The following is a 13,312-nucleotide window of genomic DNA, read 5'->3' on the forward strand; positions in this document are numbered from 1 at the left end:
TCCCATTACATCCGGAGCACGCCGAAATTCGTCGGCTGAGGCGGCAAGCGGCCGGCAAGATCGAGCAGCAGGCTCATCACCTGACGCGTTTCCAGCGGGTCGATCACCATGTCGCACCAGGTGTTGCGCGCGAAATTGTAAGCGTTGGCGAATTCCTCGAATGTCTTGCGGGTCGGCGCCATGTAGGCTTCGCGCTCCGCCTCGGTCCAGCTGGTACCCTCGCGCTTGTGAACCTCGTCGCGGACCATCGCGAGTGTGGTGGCGGCTTGATCCGGCCCCATGATGGCCGAGCGACCGTTCGGCCACATCATCATGGCGTTGGGCTTGAAGGCGCGGCCGCACATTGCGAGATAGCCGGCGCCATAGGCGTTGCCGATGATCAGGGTGTATTTCGGCACGTTGGCGCTCGCCATCGCCGTGATCATCTTGGCCCCGTCCTTGGAGATGCCGCCTTCCTCCGCCTCGCGGCCGACCATGAACCCGGTGACATCTGCGATGAACAGCAGCGGAATGTCGCGCTTGCAGCAGAGATCGATGAAGTGCGTCGCCTTCAGTGCGCTTTCGGAAAACAGCACGCCGTTGTTGCAGAGAATGCCGACCTCGAAGCCCATGATCTTGGCGAACCCTGTGATCAGGGTGTCGCCATAGAGTGGCTTGAACTCGTGGAATTCGCTGCCGTCGACCAGGCGTGCGAGAATGTCGCGATTGCTGGTGGGGATGCGGGGATCGGAGCTGATCAGGCCGTAAATCTCCTTCGGGTCGAACGCCGGCTCGCGTGTCGGCGCTACTGTCCGGCGCTGCGCCGGGATTTCACCCAAATTGGCCACAATGTCGCGGGTGATCGCGACGGCGTGCCCGTCATTCTCGGCCAGGTGATCGGTGACGCCGCTGATGCGGCTGTGCATCTCGCCGCCGCCGAGCTCCTCGATACCGACCTCTTCGCGGGTTGCGGCATAGACCAGCTGCGGGCCGCCGAGGAACATCGCGCCCTGATTGCGCACGATCACGGTTTCATCGCACAGCGCGGGCATATACGCGCCGCCCGCCGTCGAGGGGCCGTGGACGATCGCGATCTGCGCGATTCCTTCGCCGGACATCCGAATCTGGTTGTAGAAGATCGAGCCGAACTGTCCCTCGTCGGGAAAGATGTTCGGCTGATCGGGCAGGTTGGCGCCACCCGATTGCACCATGGTGATGCAGGGCAGGCGATGCTGCCAGGCAAAGCGCTGGGCGCGGACGTGCTTCTTGCAGGTGATGCCGTAATAGGTGCCGCCCTTCACGGTCGGCTCATTGGCGATGATCATGCAAGGGCGACCCTTGATGATGCCGACGCCGGTGATGATGCTGCCACCCGGCGGCACACCCTCATACATCCCTTCGCCGGCGAGCTGGCAGAACTCGAAAAACGGCGATCCCGGATCGATCAGCGCGGCGATCCGCTCCCGCGGCAGCAGCTGATTGCGTTCCTTGTGCAGTCGCCGCGCGCGCTCGGGGCCGCCGAGCGCTGCCTCGGCGCGGCGCCGGTAGAGATCGGCGATCCGCGCCTCGTAGGCCTGCCGGTTGCGGCGATATTCCTCGCTGCCGACAGCTACATCTGACTTCATCATTGTCATGGACGGGTCCTAATAGCTGCGCGGCAAGCCCATGACGTGCTCGCCGATATAGTTGAGGATCATCTCCCGATTCAACGGCGCGGTCTTCAGCAGACGCACGAATGGGTAGAGGTCGAAGATGCCATATTCCTTGGTGAAGCCGTTGCCGCCGTGGCACTGGATTGCGGTATCCACGGCCTTGATGCCGGCATCTGCTGCGGCGAGCTTGGCCATGTTGGCGAACTCGCCGGCTTCGCGGCCTTGATCGAAAGTCCATGCCGCCTTCAGCGTCATCAGCGAGGCCAGCTCGACATCGGTGCGCGCACTCGCGAGCGGATGCTGCAGGCCCTGATACGCACCGATCGGCACATCGTTAAAGACCTTGCGTTCGCTTGTGTAGGCGACGGCGCGGTTGAGCGCATAGCGCCCAAGGCCGCAGCAGATCGAGCCGACCAGGATGCGCTCGGGATTGAGGCTCTTGAACAGGATGCCAAAACCCTTGTCGATTTCGCCGACGACGTCCTCCGGGCCGAGTTCGACCTCGTCGAAGAACAACTGCCATTGGGTCTCGGGCGCGGGGATGCTCACGGGGATGTACTGCTTCTGGACGCCCTTGGCCTTCAGGTTGACGATGAAGAGCGTGAAGCCTTCCGTCTTGCGCTGCACTTCTGTGTGCGGCGTGGTGCGGGCCACGACCAGCGCATAGTCCGAGCCGTCGGCGTCGGTGATGAAGGTTTTCTGTCCGCTCAGTGCAAAGCGGTTGCTGCGCCGTTTCGCGACAGTTGCGGTGCGGATGGTGTTGGTGCCCGCATCAGGCTCGGTGATCGCGAAGCAGAAGCGGGTGTTGCCCCGGCATGCATCGGGCAGATAGCGCCTCTTCTGGGCCTCGGAGCCGTACTTGGCGATAAAGCCGAGGCTCATCGCGGCACCGACGACGAGGTTCAATAGCGGGATGCCGTTGTTGGAGAGACCTTCGAGAAACAGGTGCATCTCCACCATGCCCTGGCCGGCGCCGCCATATTCCTCCGGCACCATGGTTCCGACAAAGCCGTCCTCCGCGATCTGCCGATAGAGGGCTTCGGGGAAGACGCGCTTCTCGGCGCATTCCATCCAGTATTTGCGGTCGAACTTCCGGGCGATCGCGTCGCCATAGTCGAGAACCTGCCGCTGCTCCTGCGTGAGATCGAAGTCCATGCGTCCTCCCTAGACGGCACGTCGACGTACTGATCGGCACGATCATTCTTAGGCGGCGGGGCCGTCGACTTCAATGACAAAATCTAACGTTTGTTAGAAATTGGTGCGGCAAATCAGGCCGCAGAGAGCAGGGCGATCAGATATTGCGGAACCGCGGCAGGGTCACCTCGTCCGTGACCTTTTCGAGGGCGAGCTCGACCGGCATGTCGAAGGTCACTTCATCAGGAGGCCCGCCGGTATAGGTGCTGATCATCCGCGGCCCTTCCTCCAGCTCGACCAGCAAGACAGCGTAGGGCAAGTCGGCCTTGAACGCCGGTCCGGGGGCGCGGTGAACGACGCTGAAAGAATGCACCTTGCCGCGTCCGCTGGCGGGACGATGTTCCAGCTCTTCGCGCCCGCAGGCGCGGCAGGTGGCCTGCTGATAGTATTGCACGTTCCCGCAGGCCACGCAGTGCTGAAGAAGCAGTTGGCCATCACGCAGGCCGCGCCAGAAGGCGGCCGTGTCGGCGTCGGGCGTTGGCAGCGGCTTGCGGGCAGCTTCCTCGGCTGAGATCACAGCGTGTCCTCCGTGCCGAGCACCGTCGTGGCGTTGGTGGCAAACCCGGCCCCGAGACTATGGACCAGGCCAAGTTTTGCACCCTCGACCTGGCGCGGTCCGCAGTCGCCGCGCAATTGCGCGACCACCTCGTGGAAGTGAAACAACGATCCGGGAATGCCGGAATGGGCGAACGAGAGCAGGCCGCCATGGGTGTTGGAGGGAATCTTTCCGCCATAGGTCATCTGTCCGTCGGCGACGAAGCGTCCACCTTCTCCCTTCGGGCAGAAGCCGAGGTCTTCCAGCATCATGATCACGGTGCCGGTGAAGCAGTCATAGACGCCGGCGACATGCATGTCGTCGGGAGCATAGCCTGCCATCTTGTAGGCGCGCCGGCTGGACTCAACGGCGCCCGTCACCGTCAGCGACGGCATCAGGAAGATGTGTTCGTGCGTGTAACATTCGCCGCCCCCGAGGATGTAGACGGGCTTCTCGATGCCGAGTGTCTTGGCGCGCTCCGCAGACATCAGAATGAACGCAGCACCTCCGTCCGAGATCAGCGAGCAGTCGAGCTTGTGATACGGCGTCGTCACCATGCCGGAGTTGAGGACGTCGTCTACCGTGATCGGCGTGGTCTGCTGCGCGCCCCGGGTCAGCGAGGCGTGGCGGCGCTGGGTGACCGCGACCTTCGCGAGTTGTTCGGGCGTGGTGCCGAACTCCTTCATGTGCCGGTGCGCCGTCATGGCGAAGGTGTTGGCGACGGGAATGCCGAACGGCATCTCGTATTGCTGGTCGCGGCTTTCCGTTAGGGATCGGAGCGCGAGGTCCGGGGTGAGACCGGTCATCAGGCTGTCCGCGGCCACCACGAGCACGACCTCTGCCAGTCCGCTACAGATTGCCGACGCGCCGATATTGAACATCGTGGCCGCCGTCGCGCCGGAAACCTGTAGGTTGTTGGAGAAGGTCGGCTGGATGCCGAAATACTCGCTGAAAGCCACGCTGAAGCGATGGAAGGGCGAGGCCATGGCGTGGCTCGACAGAACGCCGTCGATCTGGCTCTTGTCGATGCCGGCGTCGGCGACAGCCTTCTTCGCCGCATCGGCCGCGAGCCATAGCGGACTGCGGCCGGGGACCTTGCCGACGGGCGATTGCCCGATCCCGACGATGGCGACCTTGCCGCGGAGAGTGTCCTTGTTCATGGCGCGACCTTGGTGAGGCGGGTTTCGAGCTCGTGGCGCTGCACCTTGCCGCTGGTCGAGCGCGGGAAATCGGCGAAGTCGATGAAGTGAAACTGCCTCGGACGCTTATAGCCGGCGAGATCGCGCCGGCAGAGCTCGACGAGCTCGGCCTCCGTCAGGCTGTCGTCCCGGCATGCAACGAACGCCACCGGCACCTCGCCCCATTTGGCATCGCGTGCCCGCACCACGGCGACCTCCGTGATCCGCTTGTCGGTCAGGAGGACGCGCTCGATCTCGGCGGGGTAGACGTTCTCGCCGCCGGACTTGATCATGTATTTGGCGCGGTCGACGAAATCGAGCGTGCCGTCCTCATTGCGGCGGAACACATCGCCCATGTGGAACCAGCCGCCGCGGAAGTCGCGCGCATTCACCTCGTCCGCCTGCCAATAGCCGGAAAATACCGTGCCGCCGCGGATGGCGAGCTCGCCCGGATCGCCGAGTGACACCTCATTGTCGGCGGGATCCACCAGCTTGACCTCGCAGAAGGCGTTCTGGCGTTTCGAGAGCCGCGTCGGCGCGACGCCGATCGGGATGAGATCCCGCGTGGCGGGCGGTAGCCCGGTCTCGGTCGAGCCGAAGCTGTTGAGATAGGGCGCCTTGATCAGTTCGGTCGCCGCCGCAATCGCATGCGGCGGCACCAGGTCGGCCATCGCACCGCAGACGCGTACGCCCTTTGCGATTGTTCGTTCCGCTCGCATGCTCTCGACCAGTGCTTCCACCATGCCGGGGATCAGCACCAACCAACCGATGTGATGCGAGCTGATTGCCTGCAGCAAAGGTTCGATCCGGAAGCCGTCGATGATCACGACCGTGCCACCGCGCAAGAGCGTGGCGAGGCCGTGGTCGGTGGAAGCCATGTGGAACAGCGGAGCCCAGGCGACGAAGCTCTCGGATGTCGTGATCCCGAGTTCCGACGTGAAAACCAACGCGCGCATGATCATCGCGCGATGCGAGATCACGGCACCCTTGGGCAGGCCCGTGGTTCCGCTGGTGTAAAGGATAACGAGCCCGTCCTCGGGCTGGGCCGTCGGAGGAATGCCGCGAGCATCCTGCTGTGCGAGAAGGCGTTCATACTGCGGGCCCAGCTCGATTTGCGGACAGGAGGGTCGGGATCCCAGCGAAGCCGCCAGATCGGGTTCGACGACCAGCAATTTGGGCGAAACAAGCTCGACGCAGTAAGCGAGCTCGCGTGGCGACAGGCGCCAGTTCAGGCATGCGGTGATGCCGCCGAGATTGGCGGCGGCGAGCTCGATCTCGAAATATTCGGGGCGGTTGCGGGAGAGCAGGGCGACCCGGTCGCCGCGCTGGAGTCCCTGCGCCGCCAGCATGGCGCTGGCGCGGCTGACGCGGTCGAGAAGTTCGCCGTAGCTGATGCGCCGGTCGCGGTATTCGATGGCGATCGATCCCGAATTCAGCGCAGCATACGTGCTGAAGAGTGCGCCGACGGTCGCGATGGAGCCCGCGCGCGCGGGAAGGTTATCCTGGCCGGTCATCGTGTTTCCTCAAAGGACGCGCTGTCTTTGTCGACAATCTTGGTCCAAACTCCGAGCTTGCGAGGCCCGTCGATCGGTCCTAAATTCTAACATCTGTTAGAAAGAATTGATAGGCCGAACGCGCCGTGCGCGGCGAGGGAACAACGAGGAAATGCCGATGTCCAACCGCTACGCCGCCTACACCCGCCTCAAGCTCGATTATCCCGCCGAACGGATCCTGCGGCTGACCTTCGACCGGCCCGAGACCTACAATTCGGTCGATGCCGAGACCCACACGCAGCTCACCAACATATGGCGGGATATCAACGACGACCCCGGCATCAACGCGGTCATCGTCACCGGCGCCGGCAAGGCGTTCTCGGCCGGCGGCGACTTCGAGCTCATCAAGAGCATCCTCGACAATCCGGTCGCGCGGATGGCGACCTGGAAGGAAGCGAAGGATCTCGTCTACAACGTCATCAACTGCAACAAGCCGATCATTTCTGCGATCAACGGCGTCGCCGTCGGGGCCGGTCTCGTGGTCGGCATTCTCGCCGACGTTTCGATCTGCGGAAAGTCGGCGCGGATCGTCGACGGTCATACCAGGCTCGGCGTCGCCGCCGGTGACGTGGCCTGCATCATCTGGCCGCTGCTGTGCGGGCTTGCCAAGGCCAAGTACTATCTTCTGACCTGCAAGCCGCTGTCGGGCGAGGAGGCCGAGCGCATCGGGCTGGTGTCCCTGTGCGTCGAGGACGCCGATCTGCAGAAGACTGCCCTCGAGACGGCGCAGGATCTGGCGACCGGTGCGCAAAGCGCGATCCGCTGGACCAAATACGCGCTCAACAACTGGTTGCGCGTCAACGGACCGCTGTTCGATACGTCCACCGCACTGGAACTGCTGGGGTTCAGCGGTGTGGAAGCGCGGGAGGGGCTGGCTTCGCATCTCGAAAAGCGCAAGCCGTCATTCCCGCCGGATTGCCCGATCTGACAATCAGCTCGCCGCGAGCTGCTGCCGGATCTGCGCGATCGCTTCGGGATTGGCCAACGCCGAGAGATCGCCCGGATCCTTGTTCTCGAACACGGCGCGCAGCACCCGGCGCATGATCTTCATGTTGCGCGTGCGCGGCAGGTCGTCGACCAGGACGATCCTCTCGGGGCGATAGGATGCGCCCATGCCGCGCACGAGTGCGGCTGCGAGCTCATCGGCCAACCCGTTCGTGCCGGCGATGCCCGGCATGGGCACGCAGGCACAAACGATCGCCGAGCCCTTGACGGGGTGCGGAATGCCGAACACGGCCACCTCCGCGAGCTTGCCTGTTCCGATCAGGATGCCTTCGAGCTCCGCCGGGCCGGTGCGCTTGCCGGAAATCTTGATCGTGTCGTCCGACCTGCCGAGAATGTAGTACAGGCCGTCATGTCCGCGCATGGCGAAGTCGCCGTGCACCCAAAGGCCGGGAATTGTGCTCCAGTAGCTTTCTAGGTAGCGCGCGTCGGCCTTCCACAGGCTCTTGGTCAGGCCGATCGAGGAGTGTCGGAGCACCAATTCGCCGACCTCGCCGTCCGCCACGCGCTTTCCGGACATGTCGACGATGTCGGCGCCCATGCCGAGCGCCGGGCGCGAAAACGCGCACGGATTCATCGGATGGTTGGATGTGCCGGTGAAGATGCAGCCGCCGATCTCGGTGCCTCCGGAGATATTGATGATGGGGATGGCCTTCTTGCAGACATGCTCGAAGAACCAGGTCCAGGGCGTTTCGGTCCAGGCCTCACCGCCCGAAGCCGTGATCCGCAGGCTGGAGAGGTCGTATTTGTCGACCTCGTCGCCATAGCGCATCAGGCTGCGGACGATGGTGGGCGATACGCCAAGATAGGTCACCCGGTGATCGGCGATCAGGCGCCAGAAGCGTCCTGTCTCGGGGTAATCGGGCGTGCCTTCCGCGATCAGCAGGCTGCCGCCGGCAAAGCTCGGAATGCAGGCGCACATGGCGCCGACCATCCATCCCATGTCGCTGAGGAAGAAGAAGCGGTCGGATGCCTTGAAGTCTCCGCAGATAATGATGTCGCGTGTTACCATAGTGCCAATGAAGCCGATATGGGTCCACACGCATCCCTTCGGCTCGCCTGTGGTGCCCGACGTGTAGAGCAGGATCGCGGGATCTTCGGTCTGCATCTCGACGGTTGCGATGTCGCTCTCGGCCGTAGACACGATGTCGTGCCACCAGAGATCGCGGCCACGGCGCATCGGCGTCTCGATATCGAGACCGTCACGTTCGACCACGATCACATGGCGCACGCCGGGAACAGACTCCAGTGCGACATCAAGCACCGGTTTGAGCGGGGCGGCAGTGCCCCGGCGCCAGGTTCCGCTCGCTGTTATCACCGCCTTGGCACCGCCATGGTTCAGCCGGGCCTCGATCGGGCTTGGACCAAAGCCCGAGAACAGCGGCATGACGATCGCACCGATCTTGAGGATGGCGAAGAACGTCACAAACGTCTCGGGCAGGTTGGGCATGTAGATGGCCACCACATCGCCCCGGCCGAGGCCGAGCTTGCGCAGCGCGCTCGCCAGCCGGTCGACCTCGGCGGCGAATGCCGCGTAGGTCAGGCTCCGCTGTTCGTTGCTATCTTCGCCTTCCCACACCAGGAAGGTTTGATCCCAGACCGGCGTGCCGCGATGCTTGTCGAGGCAGTTGAGGACGATATTGGTGGTGCCGCCGACGCACCAGCGCGCCCAGGGCTGGCCGCGCGACAGGTCAAGCATCTGATCATATTGCCTGTAGAACCTGACATCGCAGAACCGGAACACTTCCGCCATCAGCCATGCGGGGTCCGCATCCGCCTTGGCTGCCAATGCGCCGTAGTCCGGCTGGCCGGTGGCGCGCAGAAAGGCGGTGAGGTTGCTTTGTTCCACCAGCTCCGGCGGTGGCGTCCATAGATATGACATCGGCGACAACGTGCCCGTTGTTTTTGATCCGCTCCGGAGTATTCTAACAGATGTTAGAAATGACGGAAGCGAACAATGTCCGACCAGGAACCGGTGCGCTACGAGATCAGCGAAGGCGTCGCAACTGTGACGATCGATCGGCCGGAGCGCAAGAACGCGCTCTCCGTCGAAGCGATGAACGGCTTGACCGAGGCTTGGGCACGGGCGGAGGCTGATGCTGCAGTGCGCGCGATCATCCTGACGTCGACCGATTGCGGCGTGTTCTGTGCCGGCCTCGACCTCAAGCAGGCGGCGGAGATCAGGGCACGGGACGGCGTCGATATCCTGACCCTGATGCGGGACCCGATGCAGACCGCGATGCGGAAAGTGACGAAGCCGATCGTCGCGGCCATGACCGGCTCGCTGATGGCCGGTGGCATGATGCTCGCGCTGAAATCAGATCTTCGGGTTGGCCTGAGCGGCAGCCGAGCCGGGATCACCGAGGTCAAGATGGGGCGGGGCACGCCGTGGTCCGTGCCCATGCTCTGGATGTTGCCGCAACCATTGATGATGGAATTGGTGCTGACCGGCGAGACAATGCCGATCGAGCGTCTGGCCGCGCATGGCTTCCTCAACTACCTGGAGCCGACGCCGGATGCCGTGCGCGCCCGCGCCTTGCAGTTGGCGCGCGCAATCGTCGAGGGCGCGCCGCTGTCGGTGAAGGCCGCCAAGGCAACTGTGCTCGCGGCGATGGATCTCGGCTACGAACGAGGCGCGATCGAAGGCGACCGCCTGCATGTCGAGGTCTACGCCAGCCGGGATGCGATCGAGGGGCCGCGCGCCTTCGCCGAGAAGAGGAAGCCGAACTGGCAGGGACGCTAGGGCGCGCCATTACTTCTTGATGCCGTCAAACACCATCAGCTGGGTTCGCCGGGCAAGCTTGAGCACGTCGTCCTTGCTGTCGAGCCTGAACCACTCGACGGTCCAGTTGAGTGCGCCAATGACGAAGATGCGAAGCGGCTCGATCTCGATGTCGGCGCGGATCTCGCCGGCTTTGCGCGCGTCGAGGAACAGCTTGTCCCAATAGCGCGCGTAGGCGCGCCGCAGCGGCCGATGCGGCTTCTTCAGATGCTCCTGCAATTGGCCGTAGATGCGGATGTTGGCCGAGGTGAAGTCACTGGATTCCAGCAGCGCCACGAGATGAGCTTCGATCGCAAGCTCGATGCGCCGCCGGTAGGTTGCCTGACCGGCTCCTTTGACGGCGGCCTTCACCGATTCGAAGACGTGGCGTAGGCCGCGATCGAGGATCTCGTCCAGGATCGCTTCCTTGGAATCGAAATAATAGTAGATGCTGCCGGCTTCGATGCGGGCGGCGGCCGCGATCTGGCGCAGGGTGGTTGCCGAGAAGCCCTGCTCGCGAAAGAGCTTGGCCGCCGAGTGCAGGATCAGGTTTCGGGATTTTTCAGCCTTCGTGGGAAGACTTGCTTCCTGCTTCGCCACAGTGGCCTTCGGCGCACGCGGCCTGGAAGGCGCGTTGCCCTTTGATGCATTGCGCTGGCGGCCGCTGGAGTCCAATAGAAACCGCCGTCTCTTCCACGTTGGCGATGTGATCCCGTCGATTATTGGCGATGTTTTTTCACCGGGTCAACCGCGCCGTTCCCGCGCCTCGACGGCGAGCGAGACCGCGCACCGTTCGAAGAGGGGACCTCGACGCTGTTAAGCGATCGTCTTGAGATACAGGCTGGGGTCGAAATACTTGCTCGCGGGGGTGAAGTCCTTCACGCCTGCATTGGCCATGAAGAAGTCGGTCGACTGCTGCAGCCAGTTCGTGACGGTGCCGTCCGAATAGAGGCGCTTCCAGTCCCGCGACGTGAACATCTTCTGGGCCTTGAAGGACTCGTTGATGTCGCTGAGCGGGGTCTGGCTGTAATGGCCCTTCTGCAGCTTCTCCATGGCCTCGGTGCTGTTCGCGACGATGTAATCGTTGGCGTCGGCCCAGCCGCGGATGAGCTTGGCGAGCGTCTCCTTGTTCGGCTCGTAGTAGTCGTTGGCCGCGGCCCAGCCGCCGATGATGGCGGCCTGGGGGTAATAGGCCGATGCGTCGGCAAGCTTGACTGCGCCCGGCACCTTGTCGCGCACCGTCACGTTGAAGGGGACCCAGAGCGCGACGGCCGGCACCGCGCCGGAGACGAAGGCCGTCACGGCAGCCGGCATGGTCTGGTTGACGAGCTCGACATCCTTGGGATCGATCTTGTTGGCGCGCAGCGCCTTGTCGAGGAACACATGCGCGGTGGTCCCGGTCGCGGTCGCGATGCGTTTGCCCTTGAGGTCCGCAAAGGACTTGATGCCTTGATCGGAACGCACCCACAGCTGGGCGGTCGCAACCTCAATGTCGTTGATCAGGAACACCTTGCCCTGTCCCCGGGCCGGGAAGTTCGAGAGCACCGCGCCGGTGGCGAGAACGTCGAGGCTGCCGCCGATCAGCGCCTGGAAGATTTCGAGGCCGGTGTTGAACTGGCGCAATTCGAGATCAAGGCCCTCTTTCTCGAAACTGCCCCGGTCCATGCCGGTCCAGATCTGGCCGTCGACCGCGACCGTGTGCAGATAGCCGACACGAAGCTTGGTCCGGGCCTGCGCGATTGCGGGCGCGGCCGCCGCGAATGTCCCCAGGGCGAGACCGGCGGTCGTGGTCAGGAATTGTCGGCGATCCATGGCGTTACTCCTCAATATCTATAACTATTCCGAGAATGACGCTGGGCGCATCTGCGCCTGCTGCGCACGGTATTCGTCCATTACGAGCTGTCTGATGTGGCTACGGAGCTCGCCGAACTCGGGGCGCTCCTCGATGGACTCGTCGCGCGGATAGGGGAAGGGGACCTCGATGATCTCCTTGATCTTTGCAGGCCGCGCCGTCACGACGACGATGCGTGACGCAAGGTAGATGGCCTCTTCGACGGAGTGGGTGATCAGCATGACCGTCTTGCCCTCGGCGGCTAGCACCTTGAGCAACAGGTTCTGCATGTTGGCCCGCGTCTGGGCGTCGAGCGCGCCGAACGGCTCGTCCATCAGAAGGAACTGCGGCTTGACCGCATAGGCGCGGGCGATGGCAAGGCGCTGGCGCATGCCGCCCGAGAGATGTTTCGGATAGGAGTTGGCGAAATCGGCGAGGCCCATCAGGCTGAGGTAATGGTCGCAGATCGCATCGCGCTCCGAATCCGGAACACGGTTGGCCTTGAGCTTCAGGCCGAATGCGATGTTCTGCTTCACCGTCAACCATGGGAAGACGCCATACTCCTGAAAGATGACACCACGTTCGGGGCCGGGACCGGTCACGGGAGCGCCGTCAAACAGCACCTTTCCGGTCGTCGGTTTCTGGAAACCCGCAAGCATGCTCATCATCGTGGTCTTGCCGCAGCCGGACGGGCCGATCACGGCAATGAAGTCGCCGTCGTTGATGTCGTAGGAGACATCCTCGACGACATTGAGCCGGCCTTTGGGCGTCTCGAAGGCAAGCGAGACGTGGTCGAACTGCGCGCGTTTCTTCATGACATTGCCCGTTCCTGCCAGACCAGAAGGCGGGCGCTGATCTTGCGCAGGATCAGGTCCATGATCAGGGCAATGACGCCGATGCAGATGATACCGACATAGATGACGTCGAGCAGGAAGTAGGTCGATGCGTTCTGGATCATGGCGCCAAGTCCGCGCTGGGCCGCGATCAGCTCCGAAGCCACCAGGGTCGCCCAGGCGACACCGAGCGCTACCCGCAGCGCGGTCAGGATATGCGGCACGGTGAGGGGGATGATGACCTTGCGGAAGATTTCGAATTCGTTGGCACCGAGCGTCTTCGCGACGCGGATGTAGAGCGGCGTGATCTGCGAGACGCCCTCATACATCACGATTACGCCGGAGAAGAACGCGGCGTAGAACAGGATGACCAGCTTGGCGAGCTCGTCGACCCCGAAATAGACGATCACAAGCGGGATCAGCGCGATCGGCGGCAGTGCGCGGAAGAAGTTGATCATCGGGTCGGCGAAGGTCCGCGCCGGGCGATACCAGCCGAGCAGGAAGCCGACCGGGACGGCGACCAGGATTCCAAGGACTACGCCGAGCACCACGCGACGCGAGGACACATAGATGTCGAGCAGCAGGTTCTCGCGCGTCAGGAGTTCGTAGAACTTGGCTGCGACCTGGTGCGGTGCGGGAATCAGCGAGGCGTTGACGAACCCGCTCCAGCGGACAGCGTACCAGAGCAGGATGGCGCCGACCCACGGCGCAAGTCCGAGCAACAGGCGTCTCACGACCTGTCCATTCATTCCGACGCTTCCTACCTTGCAATTGTAGTTGATGCCGGCAAATTC

General features: G+C 63.4%; 12 protein-coding genes. 2 read left to right on the forward strand and 10 right to left on the reverse strand.

Translation table 11 applies throughout. The features are described 5' to 3' along the window. Positions 1-5 precede the first annotated feature (5 nt). The 5 genes from AS156_RS10455 to AS156_RS10475 form a co-directional block, all read right to left on the reverse strand. A complete protein-coding gene (locus AS156_RS10455) occupies positions 6-1,613 on the reverse strand; it encodes a carboxyl transferase domain-containing protein (protein WP_066503450.1) in 1,608 nt (535 codons plus the stop codon). A gap of 9 nt (positions 1,614-1,622) precedes the next feature. After that, entirely contained in the window at positions 1,623-2,786 is a 1,164-nt protein-coding gene (locus tag AS156_RS10460; RefSeq protein ID WP_066503451.1) for an acyl-CoA dehydrogenase family protein, read from the reverse strand. Positions 2,787-2,922: 136 nt separating this feature from the next. Then, positions 2,923-3,342, reverse strand: a complete 420-nt coding sequence (locus AS156_RS10465; RefSeq protein WP_245312685.1) for a Zn-ribbon domain-containing OB-fold protein — start codon at positions 3,340-3,342, stop codon at positions 2,923-2,925. Then, on the reverse strand, positions 3,339-4,520 hold the full coding sequence (locus tag AS156_RS10470) for a thiolase C-terminal domain-containing protein (RefSeq protein ID WP_066503452.1): 1,182 nt from the start codon (positions 4,518-4,520) through the stop codon (positions 3,339-3,341). The genes AS156_RS10465 and AS156_RS10470 overlap by 4 nt, the downstream gene beginning before the upstream one ends. Further along, entirely contained in the window at positions 4,517-6,052 is a 1,536-nt protein-coding gene (locus AS156_RS10475; RefSeq protein WP_066503453.1) for a class I adenylate-forming enzyme family protein, read from the reverse strand. Before AS156_RS10475 ends, AS156_RS10470 begins: the two co-directional genes overlap by 4 nt. 157 nt (positions 6,053-6,209) lie before the next feature. Here AS156_RS10475 and AS156_RS10480 point away from each other — a divergent pair, with 157 nt between their 5' ends. Next, positions 6,210-7,019, forward strand: coding sequence for an enoyl-CoA hydratase/isomerase family protein (locus AS156_RS10480; protein WP_066503525.1), 810 nt, complete (start codon positions 6,210-6,212; stop codon positions 7,017-7,019). 3 nt (positions 7,020-7,022) lie between these two features. Here the strand turns inward: AS156_RS10480 and AS156_RS10485 are convergent, their stop codons facing one another. Then, positions 7,023-8,975 (reverse strand): AMP-binding protein, encoded by a 1,953-nt coding sequence (locus AS156_RS10485; RefSeq protein ID WP_066503455.1) that lies wholly within the window; start codon positions 8,973-8,975, stop codon positions 7,023-7,025. Positions 8,976-9,050: 75 nt separating this feature from the next. On the opposite strand from AS156_RS10485, the gene AS156_RS10490 reads away from it, so the two are divergent. Beyond that, a complete protein-coding gene (locus tag AS156_RS10490; protein ID WP_066503457.1) occupies positions 9,051-9,836 on the forward strand; it encodes an enoyl-CoA hydratase/isomerase family protein in 786 nt (261 codons plus the stop codon). A 9-nt stretch (positions 9,837-9,845) separates the two neighbouring features. Here the strand turns inward: AS156_RS10490 and AS156_RS10495 are convergent, their stop codons facing one another. The 4 genes from AS156_RS10495 to AS156_RS10510 all read right to left on the reverse strand — a co-directional run bounded on the left by AS156_RS10495 (position 9,846) and on the right by AS156_RS10510 (position 13,267). After that, positions 9,846-10,454 (reverse strand): TetR/AcrR family transcriptional regulator, encoded by a 609-nt coding sequence (locus tag AS156_RS10495; protein WP_136626124.1) that lies wholly within the window; start codon positions 10,452-10,454, stop codon positions 9,846-9,848. A gap of 216 nt (positions 10,455-10,670) precedes the next feature. Then, entirely contained in the window at positions 10,671-11,666 is a 996-nt protein-coding gene (locus AS156_RS10500) for an ABC transporter substrate-binding protein (protein WP_066503459.1), read from the reverse strand. 24 nt (positions 11,667-11,690) lie between these two features. After that, complete coding sequence (locus AS156_RS10505) at positions 11,691-12,500, reverse strand: ABC transporter ATP-binding protein (protein WP_066503461.1); 810 nt, start codon at positions 12,498-12,500, stop codon at positions 11,691-11,693. Further along, a complete protein-coding gene (locus tag AS156_RS10510) occupies positions 12,497-13,267 on the reverse strand; it encodes an ABC transporter permease (protein ID WP_066503462.1) in 771 nt (256 codons plus the stop codon). Before AS156_RS10510 ends, AS156_RS10505 begins: the two co-directional genes overlap by 4 nt. Between the last annotated feature and the right edge of the window lie 45 nt (positions 13,268-13,312).

This window comes from Bradyrhizobium macuxiense, assembly GCF_001542415.1.
GTDB lineage: Bacteria > Pseudomonadota > Alphaproteobacteria > Rhizobiales > Xanthobacteraceae > Bradyrhizobium > Bradyrhizobium macuxiense.